General features: G+C 62.2%; 18 protein-coding genes and 1 pseudogene. 9 read left to right on the forward strand and 10 right to left on the reverse strand.

Annotation, left to right across the window (positions count from 1 at the left end; translation table 11 throughout):
• Positions 1-242 precede the first annotated feature (242 nt).
• Both IY716_RS10025 and IY716_RS13815 read left to right on the forward strand, forming a co-directional pair.
• Entirely contained in the window at positions 243-1154 is a 912-nt protein-coding gene (locus IY716_RS10025) for a hypothetical protein (protein ID WP_218221582.1), read from the forward strand.
• A 170-nt stretch (positions 1155-1324) separates the two neighbouring features.
• Positions 1325-1433: pseudogene (locus IY716_RS13815) on the forward strand (recombinase); the annotation flags it as partial.
• A gap of 130 nt (positions 1434-1563) precedes the next feature.
• On the opposite strand, the gene IY716_RS10030 reads toward IY716_RS13815, so the two are convergent.
• The 3 genes from IY716_RS10030 to IY716_RS10040 all read right to left on the reverse strand — a co-directional run bounded on the left by IY716_RS10030 (position 1564) and on the right by IY716_RS10040 (position 3705).
• On the reverse strand, positions 1564-2091 hold the full coding sequence (locus IY716_RS10030) for a GNAT family N-acetyltransferase (protein ID WP_218221583.1): 528 nt from the start codon (positions 2089-2091) through the stop codon (positions 1564-1566).
• A 645-nt stretch (positions 2092-2736) separates the two neighbouring features.
• Positions 2737-2982 carry a PspC domain-containing protein gene (locus IY716_RS10035; protein WP_218221584.1) on the reverse strand — a complete coding sequence of 82 codons (246 nt, stop codon included), beginning with the start codon at positions 2980-2982 and terminating at the stop codon, positions 2737-2739.
• Positions 2983-3051: 69 nt separating this feature from the next.
• On the reverse strand, positions 3052-3705 hold the full coding sequence (locus IY716_RS10040) for an SDR family oxidoreductase (protein ID WP_218221585.1): 654 nt from the start codon (positions 3703-3705) through the stop codon (positions 3052-3054).
• A 134-nt stretch (positions 3706-3839) separates the two neighbouring features.
• Between IY716_RS10040 and IY716_RS10045 the strand changes: the two genes are divergently transcribed.
• Positions 3840-5072: a trans-acting enoyl reductase family protein gene (locus IY716_RS10045; RefSeq protein WP_218221586.1), complete on the forward strand. Its 1233-nt coding sequence runs from the start codon at positions 3840-3842 to the stop codon at positions 5070-5072.
• Between the two features lie 33 nt (positions 5073-5105).
• Here IY716_RS10045 and IY716_RS10050 read toward each other — a convergent pair whose 3' ends face one another.
• The 3 genes from IY716_RS10050 to IY716_RS10060 form a co-directional block, all read right to left on the reverse strand.
• A complete protein-coding gene (locus IY716_RS10050; RefSeq protein WP_218221587.1) occupies positions 5106-5489 on the reverse strand; it encodes a transposase in 384 nt (127 codons plus the stop codon).
• Positions 5490-5798: 309 nt separating this feature from the next.
• Complete coding sequence (locus tag IY716_RS10055) at positions 5799-6263, reverse strand: hypothetical protein (RefSeq protein ID WP_218221588.1); 465 nt, start codon at positions 6261-6263, stop codon at positions 5799-5801.
• Between the two features lies 1 nt (position 6264).
• Entirely contained in the window at positions 6265-7158 is an 894-nt protein-coding gene (locus tag IY716_RS10060; protein ID WP_218221589.1) for a TIR domain-containing protein, read from the reverse strand.
• Positions 7159-7732: 574 nt separating this feature from the next.
• Between IY716_RS10060 and IY716_RS10065 the strand changes: the two genes are divergently transcribed.
• On the forward strand, positions 7733-8347 hold the full coding sequence (locus IY716_RS10065) for a hypothetical protein (protein ID WP_218221590.1): 615 nt from the start codon (positions 7733-7735) through the stop codon (positions 8345-8347).
• A gap of 290 nt (positions 8348-8637) precedes the next feature.
• Here IY716_RS10065 and IY716_RS10070 read toward each other — a convergent pair whose 3' ends face one another.
• Positions 8638-9327, reverse strand: a complete 690-nt coding sequence (locus IY716_RS10070; protein WP_255316735.1) for a hypothetical protein — start codon at positions 9325-9327, stop codon at positions 8638-8640.
• A gap of 37 nt (positions 9328-9364) precedes the next feature.
• Here IY716_RS10070 and IY716_RS10075 point away from each other — a divergent pair, with 37 nt between their 5' ends.
• Positions 9365-10447: a DUF4062 domain-containing protein gene (locus IY716_RS10075; protein WP_218221591.1), complete on the forward strand. Its 1083-nt coding sequence runs from the start codon at positions 9365-9367 to the stop codon at positions 10445-10447.
• A gap of 1214 nt (positions 10448-11661) precedes the next feature.
• On the opposite strand, the gene IY716_RS10080 is transcribed toward IY716_RS10075, so the two are convergent.
• Both IY716_RS10080 and ychF read right to left on the reverse strand, forming a co-directional pair.
• Positions 11662-12207 (reverse strand): hypothetical protein, encoded by a 546-nt coding sequence (locus tag IY716_RS10080; RefSeq protein ID WP_218221592.1) that lies wholly within the window; start codon positions 12205-12207, stop codon positions 11662-11664.
• Between the two features lie 28 nt (positions 12208-12235).
• Positions 12236-13321: a redox-regulated ATPase YchF gene (ychF, locus tag IY716_RS10085; protein ID WP_218221593.1), complete on the reverse strand. Its 1086-nt coding sequence runs from the start codon at positions 13319-13321 to the stop codon at positions 12236-12238.
• Positions 13322-13595: 274 nt separating this feature from the next.
• Here ychF and betT point away from each other — a divergent pair, with 274 nt between their 5' ends.
• From betT to IY716_RS10100, 3 genes are read left to right on the forward strand one after another with little or no spacing between them, the layout of a single operon-like run.
• Positions 13596-15731: a choline BCCT transporter BetT gene (betT, locus tag IY716_RS10090; protein ID WP_218221594.1), complete on the forward strand. Its 2136-nt coding sequence runs from the start codon at positions 13596-13598 to the stop codon at positions 15729-15731.
• Positions 15732-15740: 9 nt separating this feature from the next.
• Positions 15741-17234 (forward strand): aldehyde dehydrogenase family protein, encoded by a 1494-nt coding sequence (locus IY716_RS10095; protein ID WP_218221595.1) that lies wholly within the window; start codon positions 15741-15743, stop codon positions 17232-17234.
• Positions 17235-17243: 9 nt separating this feature from the next.
• Entirely contained in the window at positions 17244-18800 is a 1557-nt protein-coding gene (locus IY716_RS10100) for a GMC oxidoreductase (RefSeq protein ID WP_218221596.1), read from the forward strand.
• A gap of 119 nt (positions 18801-18919) precedes the next feature.
• On the opposite strand, the gene IY716_RS10105 is transcribed toward IY716_RS10100, so the two are convergent.
• On the reverse strand, positions 18920-19681 hold the full coding sequence (locus IY716_RS10105) for a histidine phosphatase family protein (RefSeq protein ID WP_218221597.1): 762 nt from the start codon (positions 19679-19681) through the stop codon (positions 18920-18922).
• A 175-nt stretch (positions 19682-19856) separates the two neighbouring features.
• On the opposite strand from IY716_RS10105, the gene rmuC reads away from it, so the two are divergent.
• Positions 19857-21068 carry a DNA recombination protein RmuC gene (gene rmuC / locus IY716_RS10110; protein ID WP_218221598.1) on the forward strand — a complete coding sequence of 404 codons (1212 nt, stop codon included), beginning with the start codon at positions 19857-19859 and terminating at the stop codon, positions 21066-21068.
• Positions 21069-21070: the final 2 nt, after the last annotated feature.

Below are 21070 nucleotides of genomic sequence, written 5' to 3' on the forward strand. Positions count from 1 at the left end.
AATTGGAGGATACATATCCGCAGGCCGACCGGCTTACGGGCACGGCGTCCCGTCGTTTTTGAGTGAAGGTCGGCAGGGTGGGTGACCGCGGTTCGGGACATTGAGGTGAGGTGTGGAGTGTCGCTCAAGGTTCCTATTTGAGACGATGAAATATGCGAACCCCGCGACTATTCGGCCTCGTGATCGTTTCGTTCTTGCTTGTGTCCTGCGCTGAAGGTTCCGAGCAGTCTGGCACCGGAGCAGTGGATTTCGATGAGGACTTGCGAGAACGTATGGACAAGGCCTCAGCAGCTCTCGAGGAGCAGGGTTTCGAAGCCTGGTACGCGTATTCTGTTGAGCGTTCAGCTCCTTCTACCGGCGGCACAAGGTTGCCCCCAGACAGGGAAGCGGTTGCGTTTTCTGTGTGGTGCGAGGGGGCAGATCAAGGCCCCCCATTTTCCCTCGATGGGGAGGAGCGAGGGGTCATGCCTTGTTCGGAGGATGGGCAGACTTATGAGGTCGTGACGGACTACCCGTACGCAGCGGGGCAGCTGGAAATCGAGACCGAGCAGGGCCCCCGCAATGCACGGTGGGCCTTCGCGGTGGGGATCACTCCAGAGGAGAACGCGAGCGGCGGAGATTTGGACGTTTCAGAAGATCAAGCGTCGGAAGAGAACGCTTTTAACGACCTCGTTCAGAAACTCGCGTCAGATTACCCAGATCACTATTCAGCAGCCGAGTTGGATACAGATGAACAGGTCGTTGGCGAAATCGCATTTGCGGGTGAGCCACCTGCAGGAGCGACGGCGCTTATCGATGAAAGTGGTGTAAACCCTGAGGTGACTACTGATGCTGTTGCAAGCGAAGCTCAAATCGTTGCACTGCAAGAGGAGGTCTATAGAGGCGTCGTAGACATTACTGACGTGCAAGCCGTGTCGACAGTCGATGCGAAGAGGGGAATCGTAGACCTCGTCATCGACAAAACCGGTCCGGTCTCCCTTGGTGACGTTGAACGCGCTCTGTCGAATGTGCTTCAGAGTGGCCCGGCGGTGACTCTCAACGATGAAGTGATCGGGGGACCATCCGATCCTTCATCCCGAGGAGATGCCCCAGATCTCGAGATCCGCGTGTCCAAGGGGGACGTCGATGGTGGCCCAGAGTCGACCAATGGCTAAGGAGATGCCGATACCCCCAGATAACCGATGCTGATCGCGTAGCGCTATGGTGACCTGGACTATCCGCGTGTTTCTCGGCGGAGGCATCGTGTGAAGGTGTATCGAGTGCGCGAATGGATCGATATCGCTGCCCGTAATCTGGTCGCTCACCGGGCACTCCCCCACCCACCAAAGGTGTCAGGCTTAGCATCGGCGGCAGCTGGTATGACCCAAACGATGCGGTGGGCCGACTGCTCTTCAACGTCCTCGGCATGGTGGCCGAGTTCGAAGCCGAGCTCTTTGATCTCTCCCGAGCAACGATCTTCCTAGAGCTCCGACGTAGACAGCCAGAGGGGTAACCGACAAGGTAATACTGCCTGCCAGGCACTAGACACGAACCGCTCAGCCTTTTGTGACTCCGAAGAGCCGATTAGTGTTGCCCCATCCACTCGTGACGCAACGTCGAGAAGATCAGCTGATCATTCCACTGTCCATCACGCCACTGTGACGATCGAATAATCCCCTCACGTGTGAGGCTCAACTTTTCTAGACAACGAATCTCAGGAGCATTATCACTCGCCGTCGTCACCTGAATGCGGTTCACAGGCGTGTGCGTAAACAGGTAGTCAATCAAGAGTCTTTGGGCGATGGTTCCTATCCCCCTGCCCCGACAGTCAGGAAGTAGGCCAATGGCAATCTCCCAACACCATGAGGTGTCTGGACGACCCCAAGACGTTAGGAACCACTCAACACGTCCGACAAGGTCCCCGTCGCACAGCACCGCGAGCATGTTGCTGTCTCCACCCAGTAAGCCACGCTCCGAAAGCTGTCGGTAGCTTCCCGCGGAACTGAAGAATCCGAACCACTGGTAATCACTTGCGCCTTCTAGGGACTGAAACGCAACGTCGAACGTTGCCAAATCGGCAGATTCGATTTTCCTGAAAGTAACGCTATTCACCCGAATACCCCTTCAATCCATTCAATCCAGACAGAACAATATGGCTCCTTGCTCTCGTCTCTGGAGCCAGCCTCTGGAGGGTATTTCCCTCCCTCTTATCAATGATCGGCCAGACGAAACGCAAGCGTTGCCGAGCGGCTGCGACTGTTGACGTCGAATGGCGGTTCTCATGCAGCTCGGTTGACGGTGAGGTACTCCGGGGGCTCACGTTTGAGCGGCCAGTCCTTCGACTCCTACCGCGTAGGTCGAGACGCTCGATGCGAAGAGGTTCGCTATGTCTGGGTGGTGTCCTCGCCTATCTCCGTTCGGAGCCGAGAAGTCTCTGCTGTTTTACGTCACGAATGCGTGGGGCTCAAGAGTGTCGTCACCCCTCTTGGTCATGCTGCCGTACAACTCGATCAGCAGTGCATTTGCGGTGCTGTTGCGCGAGCGTATGCATACGCGATCTAGATGGGGCTGCCGAAAGTTTGGGCGCCTGGTGGAGCTAACCTCATTGATCGGTGCGGCGGACCCGACTTCTCAGCTTGGAAGCAAGGATGCCAGACCGTCGGAGACGGTGTCTCACGAAACTACAGCTTTCTCAGACACGGTCGTCTCGACGAGACGGGATGATCTCGCACTGTCGCAGCGTGCTTAAATCAACGCCTAGCGTCGGCCTTCTAGGGCCCGCTCCAACGGGATGCTTCCGTCCTGCCAAGGCATCACGACCCACACCAACAGATACGCTCCGAGGCCCAACACCGGGAGCAAGAAGGACACGAGGATCAGCAAGCGGACCAGCCACACGTTGAATCCGAACTTCTGGGCAATGCTTCCCCCGATGCCTGCGACGACGCGTCCAGGTCCACGCCGGAAACCGATGCTGCGAATGAGTCCAAAGAGTTTTTCCATACCCTCCATAATACGCGCGTCGCCGCCTTTACCCCGGTGACGCAGCCACCGGCCGCCCAGCCGCCGCGCCTAGAAGGCGGTGCTGGGCAGGTCCTTCTCACCATCGACGATCGCAGTGATGATCCGCGCTGCAACGTGGTCAGGATCCAGCGCCGCTCCGAATCGCGGGGCTGAGCCAGCGATCGGGTGCTCGGACAGTGAGGTGCCGGTGTGGCCGGGGCGGGCATCCACGAGTCGGATGCCTGCGCGCCGATACTCACGCGCCGCTGCGACGACGAAGGCCGCGAGCCCCGCTTTCGACGCCGAATATGCTGCCACTCCTGCGGTGGGTGTCTCCGCGACCACCCCGCTCAGGGTGACTACGAAGGGCTCCCGGCCCTCATCTGCCGAGGCCGCAAGGTAGGACTGGCTCTGAGCGATGAGCTGGATCGCGCTGGTCGTGTTGACCGCGAACAGTTCTTCGACGGTGGCGGGTTCAAGCTCGGAGGCGGCTCCGAAGGCGACGACCCCAGAGGCCACTACCAGACCATCGAGCCGTCCGTGCTGCGCATGCGTGGAATCCAGCACCTCCCGAATCGCGGATGGATCGCGGAGGTCCTGACCAGAGGACTTCGAGGACCGAGCGACGATGGCGCCGTTGTCTTCGAGCTGCTCGGCGATCCGCGAGCCGAGCCCGCCGGTGGCACCTACTACCAGAACAACCGCACCCTCAAGATCTGTCATGGGTAGACCATAGATCACGTGCAGCAGGCCGCGCCGAAAAAGTCGGTCCGCCGGAACGGTCTCGAGCTTCAGCGATCAGGAGAGGGATGCACTTTACGGCGCCGGTCCGGCCTCTGCTGTGGAAGACTGCCGGCATGGAGGCCCCAATGCGCGACCACGACCTCGTCCTCTTTGGTGCGACCGGCTTTGTCGGGGAACTCATCGCCGGATACCTTGCGCACCACGCTCCACCGGACCTGCGAGTCGGACTCGCCGGGAGGTCGAGTGCAAAACTCGAAGCCGTACGGTCCAGACTGCCCGTCGCCGCTCATGACTGGGCCATCATTGAGGCCGATACGGGGCGCCCTGACTCGCTCGCGACCATGGCCGCGGGCACCAGAGTTCTCTTCACCACGGTGGGTCCCTACGCGAAATATGGTCTGCCGGTTGTCGAGGCGTGTGCCCGCGCCGGCACCCACTACGGGGACCTGACCGGAGAGGTGTCCTTCGTCCGCGAAGCTATCGACCGTTGGGATGCCCTCGCGAGGACTACAGGTGCACGGATCGTCCATGCGTGCGGCTACGACTCCGTCCCATCGGACCTCGCGGTGCTCCTCCTGCACCAGGCCGCGAAGGCTGATGGCGCGGGCGGACTGACCGAGGTGCGGCTCGTTGCCAGGGCGAAGGGCGGTGTCAGCGGCGGCACCATCGAGTCCATGCGTGGGCAGCTCGACGGTATCCGGACGGACCCTGTGCTGCGATCGCTCGCGGGCGATCCCTACTCCCTCAGTCCAGACCGGACGGCGGAGCCCACGACCCGGCAGCCTCCAGATCTCGGGTGGGTCGGCCGTTCGGATGACGGACCGTGGGTGGCTCCCTTCATCATGGCGTCGGTGAATTCGCGGATCGTACGTCGCAGCAATGCCCTTCAGGGTTGGGCCTACGGTAGGTCCCTGCGGTACGGCGAAGTGATGGGTATGGGGCGAGGGCCTGTCGGCGCCGTCGCCGCCGGGGCGACGGCGCTTGGCCTGCGGCTGTCCGGAGCCGCACTGGCCCTACCCTTCACGAGGAAATTACTGGACCGGGTCCTTCCCTCGCCCGGTGCGGGCCCGAGCAAGGCCGCGCGGCGCTCAGGCTGGTTCCACTCCCAGGTGGCTGCTTCCACGGAGAGCGGCCAGCGCTACCGTGTCATCGCAGCCGGGCCCGGCGATCCGGGGTACGCCGCCACCGCCGTCATGGCCGGGGAGACAGCGCTCGGACTTGCCCTCGACGGCGACCGTCTGCCGCCCGCCACAGGATCGCTGACCCCGGCGACCGCCCTCGGCAACATTCTGGTTGAGCGGCTGCGCGAGGCAGGACATACCTACGACATCACGTCACTCACCTGACGCCGGAAGTGAGGCACTGGTCGTGCTTAATATTCAGGGAGAAATCGGAGGCCCCTTCAGCAGGAGCCCCAGAGAGATGGAGTCGCTGGGCTGAGCAGTCACTATCCAAAGGCTCATCTCGCCCATGGAAGACGACCCCTTGCTGCGCTCAACGATCATCGGCGGCAGCGGATTCAGTGGCTGAACCTGACCAGAAGAGGGCGATCCGAAAGAGATCAAGTCTGTGGTCAGGAGCTGATGCCAAACGTTGAAGCGGAACTCCACCGCATTCCGACACGGAGTAACCTCTGAAGGCTCGGCGGCGGATTCGACGTGAACGCCGAAATCTTTCGCGATCTGCGCAATCGAAACCCCTTCACGGTTCAGCGCGACCCGGACTACGTCGTCACGAAACTCTGTCGGATACGGCTTCGGCATGGTGACATCCTTCCAAGCCAGCCTTTCCTGGTAGCCCGGTTCGATGCCACCTATTCCTACAGCAAACCCTCACGACGGGTATCGGTGTCGTCGGCAAGGGGAATCTCCATCTCGTAGACGGGAGCGGGAACCTTCAGGTCACGCATGCACTGCCCGGAACATGGCCAGAGAGGTGACTGGAAGCCCGTAGATGCGACTGGACGGAAGCCAGGTCTCAGAAAAGGGCCCTCTACGTCTGGCTTCTCGGATGGGGTCCGCAGAAGCGGAAGCTGATGGGCTTACTCCCCTGAGCATAGCGAAGCGCGGGAACTAGAGCGCGAACGCCTGACCGCAGACGAGGCAGTGAATAGGGCTAGTCGTGTCCTCTGGAACCTTGATCGGTTCCCAGCCGTGGCAGGGTGAAGCCACGATCATCATGTCGTCCGGTTCGGTGAGCGGGTCCGGCTCATCCGGGACATCGAGATGACCCGTCTGCTTGATGTTGAAATTCTTGCTACTCATGCCCTTGAATGCAGATCCCAACTCATCATCGAGTGCCTGAATGGCGGCCGGCATCGCCACGCCCTGCGTGTACTCCACTTGCTCGGTCGTCCACCACTGATCGGTCGCGGCGGCGACGCCGCAAAATGGACAGTAGTAGGCGTCGGCGGGCGGCTGGTTCTCAGCTTCCTCACTGGCGGGTCCGTCGTGCCACTTGAACTGTCGAGCACAGTTCGGGCACTCACGGCGAAGAAAATCGTCGTTGTCGAGAGGCAAGGACACGGGAATGTTCATCTCAATCTGCGCTCACAAATTCTTCTTGGTTGATTTCCAAGCCATCCGCTGTCTTCCCGAGTAGTCGGATGGTGAAATACGACCGATTGGAGCGGGCAAGGCTCGCTGGCATCCGCTGCAAGACCTTGACTGACTTGCCTGCCGGAAGCTGAGGTACTGGGCCTTCGTCGTGCCGACGCTCTAGATTGTGGTCCTCTCCAACCGGCTCAGCCGACAACTCGTACACAGTGCCCGGTCCGTGGTTTGTGACGATGACATCGGAGAGCTTGTTGCCGCCTCGTTCGTGCAGTCGAGCAGTCAGACGCGGAAGCCCCGCGCTCTGAGACGAAGGAAGCTTCCGCCCAAGCGGCAACCCTCCCCCAGGCGCACTAGGAGGAGTGAGGTCTCCCGCCGAATGCCAACTAGTCCCGTCGAGGTTCACGGCGCAACCGGCGTTGCGGAGTCGCATAGCCAAGTCCTGGCGCTTCGCGACTGAATTGTCGAGCCGCACGGCATGACGACCGTGGATGTCGCTGAAGACCTTCACCTGGCCGAGTTCGACCATGACGGTCCGTTCTGGGTTCCGACCCATCGCCATTCCCGCTTCGTAGAGCACATTCGGCCTTGGCTGCATCTGAGGCTGTGTCTCTGGATCACCGGGATAAGTCAGTGACTCATGCAGATGGGCGATGTCGTCGGGCGTTTGGAGAACCACCACTGCCTGAGCGCGCCGGAAGGCAGCGTCCAGAACGTCACCGATGTATGGCGAACCGCTACCTGTCATGGAGATGGCCTCCGACCACTCGATGGGCGCAAGGTTGATGGAGCGCAGGAAGTCGAACAAAGCTTCACGCGCCGGCTCATTGCGTCCGTGGATCACGAAAACGCTACGGGTATCGGCCTCAGAGTCGGTCATGCCTCCAAGAATACGATGAGCTAGCGACATCGCGGTGAGTCTAGCGCCGGTGTCGGCGTGCGTTACTCGTCGTTGCGACCTCCCGCGATCGAGGCGAGCTTCTGGAGGCAGACGCGGTTGTCACGGACATGACCGCCATCTCAGTGACGCTGGCTGACAGCGGCCCTGCCGTCATCACCGCAGACTAGGCCGTGCAGCCGCACACCGAAAACTCGCCTGGGCTCTGCCCGTTGGCGAGCCGAGGAGCCGCTGGCTGGGGCACGAGCTCCAAAGTTCGGGCAGCAAGAAGACGTCATACGGCAAAAACGGAACTCCACCACCACATTACGTAACCGAATAACATATGGTTCACGAGTTGCTTCTTGCCCGCTCGGAATACTGGCGGCGCTTCGCAGGCTTGGCGGAGGCGGAAATGCTCAGATATGACAAAAACGCTAATCGTCCAGAGCAGACAGACGCGAGCCTGGCGATCAACTTGCTCAAATCTGCTCGACTGTGAATGACTGCAAAGTGGTCGCTAAAGATGTTCTTGGCAGGACTTCAAAGCACCGCCCAACAGTTAGCGAGAGGTACGGTGAGCGAGGTGAGCGCTCCGGATGTCATGGTCGAGGACCAAAAGCTCTACATGCGCCAGATGGTCAGAGTAAAGCTTCGGCTCGAGGAAGCCAGGCACCTGCTGTACAAGGCGAAGAGAGACGAACGGGACCTGTTGTACGCCACGTTGCAGTTGCGCTTGGCGATAGAAGAGACCGCGTGCGCATCGCTCGTTGCCAATCGTACTTCTTTCGATGACGGACAGAGAGCATTCACGCTAAGAAAGTTCGAACACGTACAGAAGGCCTTGAAGGCACTCAATCCTGACTACTGGCCCAATGGGATTTTCGAAGAAAGCCCTCAAGGCGGAATTCCTACAGTATGGACAGATAACCCCGACGCTCTGTCTGGATCTGAATGGATGAAAATGTGGGGCAAACTCAGTGAACGTCTCCACATGCGGAACCCCTGGGAAGCTCACCGGGATTTGTCTAGTGACGCCACTTTCCTGAGAGCTGTGCACTCCAAGCTAGTCAGGACCCTCAGTTCACATATCGTGACGTTGGTAGGTGGTGAACACCTCGTTATGGCGAGGCTGTGGAGCACTCCGGTTGAGGTTTACATTTTTACCGCCGTGGGCCCTGATCCTGCCTGACACGACCTCAATGGCCTCATGGCGTCCATCCGCACCAGCGGCTTGGTGGGCCTGTCACGCATTCCAAAGAACTGATGCACCCTGCGCCCCGCGGAGCACACTGGTCAGGGTAACCGGGAATCTCACACAGCTTGTAGGTCAGATACTTCACCGTATGCACACGGGTCTAGACGTTGAGCCCCACCACGTTCAGAGATGAATTCACCGCTACGGCATGCGTCGGCTGGAGAATCGCCTCCCACGGCTATCGAACGTGCGTCCGAACCCGTTCGCCGCGCTACTGCCGAATGTCACACGAGCGGGTGCAACCGAGGGTTGCTGTCCGGCGGTAAATCCCAGCCATGTCGAGCGTGGAGCTTCTGTACGGCGTCGGCCGCGTGGGTTCGCAACCTCAACAAAACCCGACCTTCGAACCCCACCGAGCGGAAATGCCTGAGGTTTCCACTGAGTGCCTGCGCCCAGCTCATGACAGGGTCAAGATTTTTTAGATGCCGCTCAACCGTGTCACCGGGCTTCGCAACCTCCATCACCTGACGCCCAATCGTCGCGCCAAGGACACGCTCGGCTTCGAGCCACTCATCAAGACCTTCCACCTCATGGAGCTCATCGACGAGCGCGATCATCGAGATTCTGAGGTTTGCCAGACGCTCCCCGATCGGCTCGGCGGTTGGGTCGAACCCTATAAAGCGTTGCACCGCTTCTTGCAGGGCGGACCATCGCGCATCTGCAGACGCCCGCCGGGACTCATGCAACGCTTCTTTCGCGCGCTTATTCGACAGGTAGGTGCCACCGAACGCGACACTCAACGACAACAAAGAGACAATCAGCGCGGTCACTTCCATTCCAACATCTTCACACAAAAAGGTGAGTTGCCCACGTCCTGCGCCGGACCCTTGAATGCCCTGAAGATGGATCCAGAGTGGCACCGAGATCTTTTCATCGCCGCGACCCACTAGCACCGCCGCTCCCCCACGACTCATGGAATCGCAGTCCCTCATGATGTGCTAGACATCTTTCATGGATCGTCGCTATCAAGTCTTCGTCAGTTCAACCTTCACCGACCTGATCGAGGAGCGGAAACAGATCATCCAAGCGCTGCTGGAACTGGAATGCCTCCCGGCTGGCATGGAAATGTTCCCCGCTGCGGACGAGGACCAGTGGACACTCATCAAGGAGGTCATCGCCCAGAGCGACTTCTACGTGGTCGTGGTGGGCGGTCGCTACGGCACCGTGAGCGAGCAAGGCATGAGCTACACCGAAAGGGAGTACGACTACGCGGTGGAACTAGGCATCCCCGTCCTGGGGTTCATTCATGCGACTCCGGGAGACATCCCGGTCAAAAAGTCCGAACGGGACGCAGCAGCACAGCAGCGTCTAGAGGAGTTTCGTGCCAAGGTACGAATGAAACACGTGAGGACGTACACCGGGGCGGAGGACTTGGGTTCAAAGGTGTCCCGCGCCCTGAACATGGCGATGCGCCGGACCGATGCCGAGGGGTGGGTGCGGGGGCGTTATGCCATGACACCGGAAGTGCAGACCGAGGTGGCGCAGCTTCGCGCTCAGGTCGCCGAGCTGAAACAAGAGGCTCAGTCAGCAAACGTGGCAGACGTCAACATTCCCGACGACGTTGCTTCAGGCGAAGACCTGTACCAGATGGAATGCCTGGTGGCCTACTACTCGGCCGAGGCGCTTCATGCCCAAGTAAATTTCCTTGAACCAGCAGAGGAGTTGCAACATTCAACCACGGTGCCTGTGACCTGGAATCAGATTATGAAGGAACTAGCACCCCGACTCCTAGACGAGGCAAGCGAGCGAGAGCTGGCCAAAGCCCTCGACGCCTACTCGCATCGATTGCTGGTCGGTGATCACCAAGAACTGTTGCCCCCGGCGCGGGGCGAGATCGTGCACGTTGGAATTTCCACGCAGACCTTTGACGACATCATCATGCAACTGTTTGCGCTTAACGTTACAGCGCACGGGACTAAGTCACGCGGTGATGCGGATGGAAACAAGTATTGGCGATTGACAAAAACTGGGCAGGACACCCTCCTCAGGCTGCGCGCCATCAAGAAGCCAGTCGCGACACCGCCCATTCCGTAATCTGCGGGTTTTGCCTGTGTCGGTCGACGACTCCACCCTGGAGGCAACCAAGCTGACAAGCTTTGGATCTCAGTCCGGCCCAGAACTTCGTGCGACTCGGACCGCGTGACCTCCGTCGGCACGGTAGCTCCCGTTCCCGCGAAGTCCGGTCTCGACCCACTATGTGGACCTGGGGGACGTGGTGCCGTACAGCTCACCCGTGCCGCCTAGGAGGGTGATCCAGACAATCAACAGCGATGTTCTTACGCCAGACAAAACCTTGCCACGTCGCCGTCTCCAGCGAAGTTCGAACGTTTCCGCTGCTAATCAACTCTTCCAGTGCGACCCGAATAGGCCTTCGGCGTCCTGCAGGTTGTTGCTGAGTGACTCGAGCAACTCGATTCGAGACGCGTTGGTCGCTGCCGGGCGCGTTTCCAACCAAGTGGCGAGCAACAAATAGTACGACGCCAAAAACATGAAAAATGGGTGAGTGTAGGTTCGCAGGGTAGCGTCGCTGCTTACAAAAGGGGAGAATGAAGAGCCGTGGAAACGTTCATTTCGGGCTGTGTAAAGTAGCAGGAGAACAAGAAAACGAGCGAGAGACGTTTCGTCTAGCTTAAACTCGCCACTCTCCCCCAGCGTGAGGCTCTCGCCTCTCAGCGCACGTCGCAACAGCATTGCGCCCTTCCGCCGATCGCCGGGAGACGAACTATTGCCGAATGTCTCCCTCAGGTATTCAAAAAGATGACGTAGAGCCGGAGTTGTCCTACCGTGAAACCGACTCATTAGTCCCGGCTCCGCCTGATCTGCGAGAAAATCCTCGACGAGTCGCTTGTACGCAAACTCGCACGTCTGAACCGGAACGCCAGAACATATGGCTCCGACAACAGCCGGGTCCAACCGAACTGATGCGCTCTCGAGTCGATCAGTGATACGTCTACCTTCGAACTGCGTGGTTTCGAGCTCGAAAGCTTTCCAGGTCGAGTCGAATGCCTGGTCAACCCGTGTTGGAAGGGAGTCGAAGGCGTCGATTAGGTAGCTCAACTCGCGATGAAACTCCACATCTTCGAGATTATTCAGCACTACAGGCCTGAAGAAAGTCCCTGTCTTTGACGCCACTCTATCCGCGAATGCCTGCTCAATTGGTAACGGAGAACGTCGTTCGAGTACCCCCGATTCGGCCCATCGCTCTATTGCGCTCAAGCGCCGGGCCCGTTCGAAAGTAGGTTCATATTTCAATTCTTAACCCCACAATTTGATCTACTTCTCATTTTCGGGAGGCGCACTACGAGACCACTATTGACTTTACCCACCAAAGAGAACCGATTCGGCTCTAGCGAATGAACCCGAAGTTCGTCTAGAACAGTTGCCGGGTCAACTCGAGTTCCCACAAGAGCATCCGAACCTGCTCGGTGCGTCGCGGTCTGCTGCCCCCGGTACACCTCAACGCGAGTGCCTTCTTCAATTGCGCGGCGACAGACGGCGCGGCAGTAGTACGCGACGAACTGTCCGTCGCCGAGCGCCGACGCGGCGTCGCGGAAATTGACCCTTTTTCCGTCGCTCTGAACCTTCAAAAACACACCCGCCGAAGCTAATGCCTTGCTGAGCGAGTCGGCATCACCGCTGCCAAATGCATCTCGCTGTGCGTCAAAGTACAGGGTGTTCGATCCCGGGAGCGCTCGCGCGCTGATATATACGCGCCCATGAGCTACGTCGTCCTCAAACTCCTCGAGCATCAGATCACGTGTCGTCGAGTCGAGGTCCTCGAATATGAAAGTCATGCTCCGCTGTCTCTATTTCTGGCCGGAACTAAACGTTAAACCGGAACTCCACGACGTCGCCGTCCTTCATGACGTAGTCCTTGCCTTCGATCCGGACCTTGCCCGCGGACTTGGCCTCGGCCATCGATCCCGCCGCCACCAGGTCATCGAAGTTGACGATCTCGGCCTTGATGAAGCCGCGCTGGAAGTCGGTGTGGATCACGCCGGCTGCCTCGGGCGCCGTCGCACCCTGGTTGACGGTCCAGGCGCGGGTCTCTTTGGGACCGGCGGTGAGGTAGGTCTGCAGCCCGAGCGTGGAGAAGCCGACGCGGGCCAGCTGGTCCATGCCGGACTCTTCCTGCCCGTTGAGCTCGAGCATCTCGCGGGCCTCCTCTTCGGAGAGCTCCACCAGATCCGCCTCGAGCTTCGCATCGAGGAACACTGCGTCTGCCGGGGCGACCGATGCGGCGAGCTCGGCCTGCTTCTCGGGAGAATTCAGCACGCCCTCATCGGCGTTGAACACGTAGATGAAGGGCTTGGCCGTCAGCAGGTTCAGCTGGGCGAGGTGTTCCATCTCCAGCTTGTCCTTGGTGATGGAGCTGAAGATCGTGTCGCCGCGCTCCAGCGTCTTCTGCGCCTTGAGGTAGGCATCAAGCGTGGCCTGCTCGGCTTTGCGCCCCTTGACCTGCTTCTCCAGCTTCGGGATCGCGTTCTCCATGGTCTGGAGATCGGCCAGGATCAGCTCGGTGTTGATGGTCTCCATGTCCGAGGTGGGATCCACCTTGCCGTCCACGTGGATGACGTTCTCGTCCTCGAACACGCGGACCACCTGGGCGATCGCATGGGCCTCACGGATAGTCGCCAGGAACTGGTTGCCCAGGCCCTCCCCCTCAGAAGCACCCTTGACGATGCCCGCGATGTCCACAAAGGAAACCGTGGCCGGCAGAATCTTCTGCGAACCGAAGATCTTCGCCAGCGCGTCCAGGCGCTCGTCGGGGAGGTTCACGATGCCCACGTTCGGCTCGATCGTGGCGAACGGATAGTTCGCCGCCAGGATCGACTGACGAGTCAGCGCATTAAAGAGGGTCGACTTGCCCACATTGGGGAGTCCCACGATTCCGATAGTCAAAGCCACGGTCACCTAACCTACCGCGCAGACCCGCTCAACCGCGACTTTCCGGGCCTGTGTGAGGCTGTCCTGCCCTATCCGTGCTGGAGTCGCCCACATACACTGAGGATCAGCTCCGGATCTGAGCCGATTCTCAGCCGTTCCACGAGATTCAGCTCACATTCTCCAGGCACTCGTGTCACGCATGCCGCGCAGGCATGTCTAAGATGCCTGAGGTTCATCACCGAATTAATACCGATACACAAGCGAACTGACACAGCACTGGAAGGAACATAACTTCATGGCATCGGCCACGCATGACGTCTCGAACGACGTCCCCAGCGAGGCCCAGGGGAACGGTTCCAGCCACACCCCTGCGCGCTCGAAGGTCAATCTGCCGGTCTTCATCGGCTCTGCGGTGATCATCATCGCCTTCACCCTGTGGGCCTGGCTTGCACCAGACACCGCCTACACCACCCTCGAAGCCGTCTTCCTGTGGATCGGGGAGAACCTCGGCTGGTACTACATCCTCACCGCCGGGATCGTCGTGGTCTTCGTCCTGATCGTCGCCTTCTCCCGGGTGGGTCGCACCAAGATGGGACCTGACCACTCCAAGCCGAAGTACAACCTCTTCACCTGGACGGCGATGCTCTTCGCCGCAGGCATCGGCGTGGACCTGATGTTCTTCTCCATCTCCGGGCCCGCCACCAACCTCACGACGGCCCCCGGAAACGAAGCCGGCTCCTCCGGGGCCACCGAGATGGCGGTCCTGTGGACGCTGTTCCACTACGGCATCCCCGGCTGGGCCATGTACGCGCTGATGGGCATGGCCTTCGGCCTCTTCGCCTACCGCTACCACCTGCCGCTGAGCATCCGCAGCGCGCTCTACCCGATCATCGGCAAGCGCGCTCAGGGCGCCACCGGCGACGGCATCGAGATCGCCGCCGTGATCGGCACCATCTTCGGCATCGCCACCAGCCTGGGCATCGGCGTGGTCTTCCTGAACTACGGGCTGGAATGGCTCTTCGGCATCGAGCAGGGCACCGGAGCGCAGGCGGGACTGATCGTCCTCGCGGTGATCGTCGTGATCTTCTCCGCCGTCTCCGGCGTGGACAAGGGCATCCGACGCCTCGCCGAGCTCAACGTCATCTTCGCCGTCATCCTGCTGCTCTACGTGCTCATCGCAGGTGAGACCACCTATCTGCTCAACGCGCTGGTCAAGAACATCGGCGACTTCGCGGCCTTCTTCCCGTCCATGCTCTTCGACACCTTCGCCTACAACCCGCCCGAGGGCCAGTGGCTCGAGTGGTGGACGCTGTTCTTCTGGGCCTGGTGGATCGCCTGGGCCCCCTTCGTGGGCCTGTTCCTTGCCCGCATCTCCCGCGGCCGCACGCTGCGCCAGTTCGTGGTCGGGACCCTGATCATCCCATTCGGCTTCATCCTGCTGTGGATCTCGATCTTCGGCAACGGCGCGATCTGGCAGTTCCTGCAGGGGAACACCGAGTTCATCACCAATGCGGTGGCGAGTCCCGAGGCCAGCTACTACCTGCTCCTCGAGCAGTACCCCGGCGCCACCTTCACCATCGGCCTCTCGGTGATCACCGGCCTGCTGTTCTACATCACCTCCGCAGACTCCGGTGCGCTGGTGATGGCGAACTTCACCTCCAAGTCACTCAGCGCCTCCGACGACGGCGCCCCCTGGCTCCGCGTCTTCTGGGCGCTGGCCACCGGCGCGCTCACCCTCGCGGTGCTGATGCTGGACGGGGTCTACACGCTGCAGATGGCCACGGTGATCATCGGATTGCCGTTCTCGGTGGTCATGTATCTGCTCATGATCGGAGTCTGGCGAGCCCTGCGCATGGAGCGGTACAACCGCGACTCGCGTGAGGCGACGCAGCCCTGGATGCCTGCCGAAGGCAGCCGCTCCGAGCGCAGCGGCATGACCTGGCGTCGTCGTCTGGCCCGGGGCATGCACTTCCCCTCCGCCAAGCAGGCCACCGAGTTCATCGACACCGTGGCGGCCCCAGCCGTCGAGGAAGTCGCCTCCGAGCTGCGCGAACAGGGCGGCCACGTCAGCTGCGAACGCGGCACGGTACCCGGGACCACCATCCCGCACGTCGATCTGCACGTGTACTTCGGCGAGCAGACCGAGTTCAAATATCAGGTCTACCCGGTGGCGTACTCCGTGCCGAGCTTCGCCCGCAGCATGCGTCCGACCGAGGAGACCTACTACCGTGTGGAGACGTTCTCCGCCACCGGCTCCGAGGGACACGACCTCATGGGCTACACCCAGGAACAGGTCATCGCCGATGTCCTGGACTCCTATGAGCGTCACCTCACGTTCCTGACCATGAGCGAGGAGGGCGGCCAGTCCGCCTCCCTGCACACCGACAGCAACATCCCAGACGACTGGGACCATGACCGCACGCACGGATAAGGAGCACGAATGAGCACAGCAGAGCAGGCCTCCACGCTGTTCATCGACGGAAAATGGGTTCCCGCCCAATCCGGCGAGACACGCACGATCTATTGCCCAGCAGACGGCTCCGAAGTCGATGTGGTCTCCGAGGCCGGCGAGGCGGACACCATCGCCGCCATCGCCGCGGCCCGCAAGGCCTTCGACTCCCATGTCTGGGCCGACACCCCTGCCGCCGAGCGCGGAGCCTTCGTGACCGCGGTGGCCGACGCCATCGAGGCCCGCAAGGACGAGTTCGCCCGCGCCGAAGCCCTGGACACCGGCAAGCGGTTCGTCGAGGCGCAGATCGACATGGACGACATCATCGCCTGCTACCGACACTTCGGGAAGCTGGCCGACGCCGAGTCCGGTCGCCTGATCGACGCCGGGGACCCCACCGTCCTCTCCCGCGTGGTCTACGAGCCGGTCGGCGTCGTCGGGATGATCACCCCCTGGAACTACCCGCTGCTCCAGGCCGCCTGGAAGATGGCGCCTGCCCTGGCGGCGGGCAACAGCTTCATCCTCAAGCCCGCAGAGCTGACCCCGCACACCGGGATGCTGATCATGGACGTCTATGACTCGCTGGGCCTCCCCGCGGGCGTGGCGAACCTGATCACCGGCGCCGGCGCCACCGCAGGCGCCCCGCTGTCCTCGCACCCGGAGGTGGACATGGTCTCCTTCACCGGAGGCGTGGTCACCGGACGCAAGATCGCCGCCACCGCGGCAGAGACCGTGAAGAAGGTCGCCCTCGAGCTCGGCGGCAAGAACCCGAACGTGGTCTTCGCCGACGCCGATTTCGACGCCGCCGTGGACAACGCGCTCAACGCCGGCTTCGTCGACTCCGGGCTGGTCTGCTCCGCAGGCACCCGGCTGATCATCGAAGAGTCCATCAAGGAGAAGTTCGTCACCGAACTGGTCCGCCGCGCGGAGCACATCCGCATGGGTGGGCCCTTCGAGGAGTCCGCCGAGACCGGTCCGCTGATCTCCGCGGAGCACCGCCAGAAGGTGTACGACTACACCCAGCGCGGCATCGAGGAGGGCGCGACCCTGCGCACCGGCCACCACTTCGGCGGCGAGGAGCACCGCAACGGGTACTTCTACGCCCCCACCGTGCTCGACGACGTCAAGCGCGGCATGTCAGTGGTCGTGGAGGAGGGCTTCGGTCCGGTCATCACCGTGGAGACCTTCACCACCGAGGCGGAGGCCATCGAGACGGCCAATGACACCATCTACGGTCTGGCCGGAGCCGTGTGGACCTCCAACCGCGGCACCGCCCACCGGGTCTCCTCGCGGCTGCGCCACGGCACCATCTGGATCAACGACTACCACCCCTACGTGCCGCAGGCCGAGTGGGGCGGCTTCAAGCAGTCCGGCGTCGGACGCGAGCTGGGTCATATGGGACTGGACGAGTACCGCGAGTCCAAGCACATCTACGAGAACACTGAGCCCGCCGTGACCGGCTGGTTCAGCATGCCGGAGAAGTAAGGAGACCCTGTGGAGAACACCAGTTTCGATTACGTGGTGATCGGCGGCGGCTCAGGCGGCGCCGCCGTCGCCGCCCGCCTGTCCGAGGATCCGAACGTCACCGTGGCCCTGCTGGAGGCGGGCCCGACCGATGCCGACAAGCCAGAGGTCCTGCAGCTCAACCGCTGGATGGAGCTGCTTGAATCCGGCTACGACTGGGACTACCTCATCGAGCCTCAGGAGAACGGCAACTCCTTCATGCGTCACGCCCGCGCCAAGGTGCTCGGCGGCTGCTCCTCGCACAACTCCTGCATCGCCTTCTGGGCGCTGCGTGAGGACATGGATGAATGGGAGGCCCAGGGTGCGGTCGGCTGGAACGCCGAGACGACCTACCCGCTGTTCCAGCGGCTGGAGACCAACGACGCCCCCGGTGAGCACCATGGCCGCAGCGGCCCGGTGAACCTGATGACGATCCCGCCGCGGGACCCCTGCGGCGTGGCGCTGCTCGATGCCTGCGAGCAGCAAGGCATCCCGCGGGTGCAGTTCAACAGCGGAGAGACCGTGCTCCAAGGCGCGAACTTCTTCCAGGTCAACCGCCGCGAGGACGGCACCCGCTCCTCCTCCTCGGTGTCCTACCTGCACCCGATCCTGGAGCGGACGAACCTGACCATCCTCACCGACACCTGGGTGCGCGAGATCATCTTCGACGGCGACCGCGCCGTGGCGGTGGACGGGGTGAACAACGCCTTCGGCCGGTCCCATCGGATCAGCGCGAACAAAGAGATCGTGCTCTCCGCCGGAGCCATCGACTCGCCGAAGCTGCTCATGCTCTCCGGGATCGGCCCGGCCGAGCACCTGGCCGAGTTCGGGATCGAGGCGCGCGTGGACTCACCCGGCGTGGGCGAGCACCTGCAGGACCACCCGGAAGCGGTCATCGCCTGGGATGCCAAGCAGCCCATGGTGGAGGACTCCTACCAGTGGTGGGAGATCGGGATCTTCTCCGCCACCCGCGAGGGGCTGGACCGTCCGGACCTGATGATGCACTACGGCTCGGTGCCCTTCGACATGCACACGCTGCGTCAGGGCTACCCCACCTCGGAGAACACCTTCTGCCTGACCCCGAACGTCACCCACGCGAAGTCCCGCGGCACCGTGCGGCTTCGTTCCAAGGACTACCGGGACAAGCCGAAGGTCGATCCGCGGTACTTCACCGACCCGGAGGGTCATGACATGCGCGTGGCGGTGGAGGGCATCAAGCTCGCCCGCGAGATCGCCGCTCAGCCTGCCATGGCCGAATGGGCCGGCGAGGAGCTCTTCCCGGGCAAGGACACGCAGACCGACGAAGACCTCGCCGACTACGTCACCCGCACGCACAACACGGTCTACCACCCGGCCGGATCCGTGCGGATGGGCGCCGACGACGATGCCATGTCACCGGTGGACTCCCAGCTGCGGGTCAAGGGCGTCAAGGGTCTGCGCGTGGCCGATGCATCGGTCATGCCGGAGCTGACCACGGTCAACCCGAACATCACCACGATGATGATCGGTGAGCGCTGCGCGGACCTGATCAAGGCGGACAACGCCTAGGTCCTCACGCCGCGCACCTCTTTTCCATCGAGTGTGCAATTTGTGCAGGTTTCCTTCCCTCTCGGGGCGGAAAAGCTGCACAAATTGCACACTCGTTGTTGTTTGGTGAGAAGAACCGCTCAGATGGCGGGGGTGGGCAGCCCGGGGTTCAGCAGCTCTGGGGAGAGATTGATCAGCCGCAGCCGCGCGTGATCGGCGATCTGCGCATCGGTGAGAGCGTGGATTGCACGGGCCTCGGCGTCGTCGTCGTGCTCCTCGTCCAGCCCGGAGTTCGGCAGCGAGGAGGAGACCGAGCCTGAGGTCAGCGGGATGTCGAGCACGGTGACCGCGGCCGGAGTCAGCGGGATGAACTGCTTGCGATGCAGCAGCCCGAGCCCCTCGAAGAGCACGCGCAGCGCGGCGCCGTGGGAGACGACGACGGCGGTGCGCACCTCGAAGCTGAGATCCGGTGAGGCGGTGGGAGCGATCTCCGCGGTGCCACGCACGATCTCGCTGAAGGTCCCGGTGATCCGAGCCTGAAGGTCCGCGTGGCTCTCACCTGCGGCGGGGGTATAGCTTCCGGCGCGCCAGCCTTCGAAGTTCTCCGGCTCCGCGTCGCGGATCTGCGCGGCGTAGGCACCCTCCCACTCCCCCAGGCTCTGCTCACGCAGTCCATCCCAGATCCTCGGCGTCAGGTCCAGGCCGAACTCCGCGAAGGTCTGCTGGGTCCGCACCAGGCTAGAGACGTGCCCCTGGGCGGGGTTCTGCGCCCGGATGAACGCCCCGGTGGTGCGCGCCTGGAGCCTGCCGGACTCGGCCAGCGAGATATCCGAATGTCCTTGCAGTCGGTGGGTCTTGTTCCAGTCGGTCTCGCCGTGGCGGACAAGCAGGATGCGGATCATGGGGCTCCTCAGGTTTTCGCGGACAGCGCCGTATGCGGCGCAGCTTCTCTGCTGCAAGCCTATGCCAGCGGGCACCGCGGCGCGCATGTCACCCGTCAGGTCAGTCTCTCTGTGGCTCGCCAGGTCACACTCCATGTCCCCCTTCATGTCAGTCCCCGGTGGCATGCTGGGTGTCATGAGCATCGTGTACTTCCTCAGCGGACTTCTCCTCGGCGTGCTGTGCAGCTGGCTGGTGCTCTATCTGCCGCGCCGCGGCACCGATGGCGCCGGCCAGCTTCGCGGCCAGCTGGAAAGCACTCAGACCGAGCTGACCAGCGCCCAGTCGGAACTTGCCGGGACCCAGCAGGAGCTGGCCACCGCGCAGGGCAGGCTGTGGGAGCTGGAGCGGCGGCGCGAGGAGGACGCCGATGCTGCACGTGAGCGCGAGACCCTCGTGGAGATGCTGCATCCGGTGCGCCAGGGCGTCACCGAGATGCAGCGGAGGGTCCAGGAGCTGGAGACCGAGCGGGCCGCCCAGCATTCACGGCTGAGCCAGCAGCTGACCGCTGCGGCAGAGACCGATGCGCGGATCATCGAATCCACGCAGGCGCTGCTCGGAAGCCTGCATTCGAACTCGGCGCGCGGACACTGGGGCGAGGTGCAGCTGCGCCGGGTGGTCGAAGCCGCAGGGATGATCCCGCATGTGGACTTCACCGAGCAGCACAGCTCCCGCGGCGCGGACGGTCAGCTGCTCATCCCGGACATGGTGGTGCATCTTCCCGGCGGACGGCAGCTGGTCCTCGATGCCAAGGCGCCGCTGAATGCCACCAATCCCACCCTGCAGGCCAAGGCGCTGCGTTCCCGCGTGGACGAGCTGGCCAAGAAGCGGTACTGGGAGGCCGTGGACCTCTCCCCCGATGTGGTGTTCTGCTTCGTGCCGGCGGAATCCCTGCTCTCCGCCGCCATGGAGGCGGACCCGAACCTGCTCGACGACGCACTCTCCAAGAGCGTCACACTGGTGTCTCCAGCCTCGCTGCTGGCCTCATTGAAGGCAGTCTCGGCCGCCTGGCGGCAGGAACGGCTGGCGCAGAACATCCGCGAGGTGGTGGATCACTCGCGGGATCTGTACCGGCGGCTGGCCAAGATGAGCGAACACCTGGCGCGCACCGGGGATCGGCTGCGCCAGGCGGTCACGGCGTATAACGGACTGATCGGCAACATCGAACGGCAGGTGCTGCCCAAGGTGGAGGCGATGAGCCGCCTGGAGGTGGGCGAGCCCTCCGCGGAGTCAGCACCGGCCGAGGGCCTGCTGGAGGATCTCGGCGAGACGCTGACCGCCACGGCGGTGACCACCGAGGTCAATCCTTTGGGCCCCCGGCTGGAGGCAGAGCGGTCAGGCTCGGAGTGAGC

The organism is Nesterenkonia sp. Act20, assembly GCF_019173455.1.
Lineage (GTDB): Bacteria > Actinomycetota > Actinomycetes > Actinomycetales > Micrococcaceae > Nesterenkonia.

Coding starts and splice junctions, on each gene's coding strand:
- IY716_RS10035 (WP_218221584.1), bottom strand. CDS start 2,982: ATGGAAAAACTCTTTGGACTCATTCGCAGCATCGGTTTCCGGCGTGGA.
- IY716_RS10040 (WP_218221585.1), bottom strand. CDS start 3,705: ATGACAGATCTTGAGGGTGCGGTTGTTCTGGTAGTAGGTGCCACCGGC.
- IY716_RS10045 (WP_218221586.1), top strand. CDS start 3,840: ATGGAGGCCCCAATGCGCGACCACGACCTCGTCCTCTTTGGTGCGACC.
- IY716_RS10050 (WP_218221587.1), bottom strand. CDS start 5,489: ATGCCGAAGCCGTATCCGACAGAGTTTCGTGACGACGTAGTCCGGGTC.
- IY716_RS10055 (WP_218221588.1), bottom strand. CDS start 6,263: ATGAACATTCCCGTGTCCTTGCCTCTCGACAACGACGATTTTCTTCGC.
- IY716_RS10060 (WP_218221589.1), bottom strand. CDS start 7,158: ATGACCGACTCTGAGGCCGATACCCGTAGCGTTTTCGTGATCCACGGA.
- IY716_RS10070 (WP_255316735.1), bottom strand. CDS start 9,327: ATGAGTCGTGGGGGAGCGGCGGTGCTAGTGGGTCGCGGCGATGAAAAG.
- IY716_RS10075 (WP_218221591.1), top strand. CDS start 9,365: ATGGATCGTCGCTATCAAGTCTTCGTCAGTTCAACCTTCACCGACCTG.
- IY716_RS10080 (WP_218221592.1), bottom strand. CDS start 12,207: ATGACTTTCATATTCGAGGACCTCGACTCGACGACACGTGATCTGATG.
- betT (WP_218221594.1), top strand. CDS start 13,596: ATGGCATCGGCCACGCATGACGTCTCGAACGACGTCCCCAGCGAGGCC.
- IY716_RS10095 (WP_218221595.1), top strand. CDS start 15,741: ATGAGCACAGCAGAGCAGGCCTCCACGCTGTTCATCGACGGAAAATGG.
- IY716_RS10105 (WP_218221597.1), bottom strand. CDS start 19,681: ATGATCCGCATCCTGCTTGTCCGCCACGGCGAGACCGACTGGAACAAG.
- rmuC (WP_218221598.1), top strand. CDS start 19,857: ATGAGCATCGTGTACTTCCTCAGCGGACTTCTCCTCGGCGTGCTGTGC.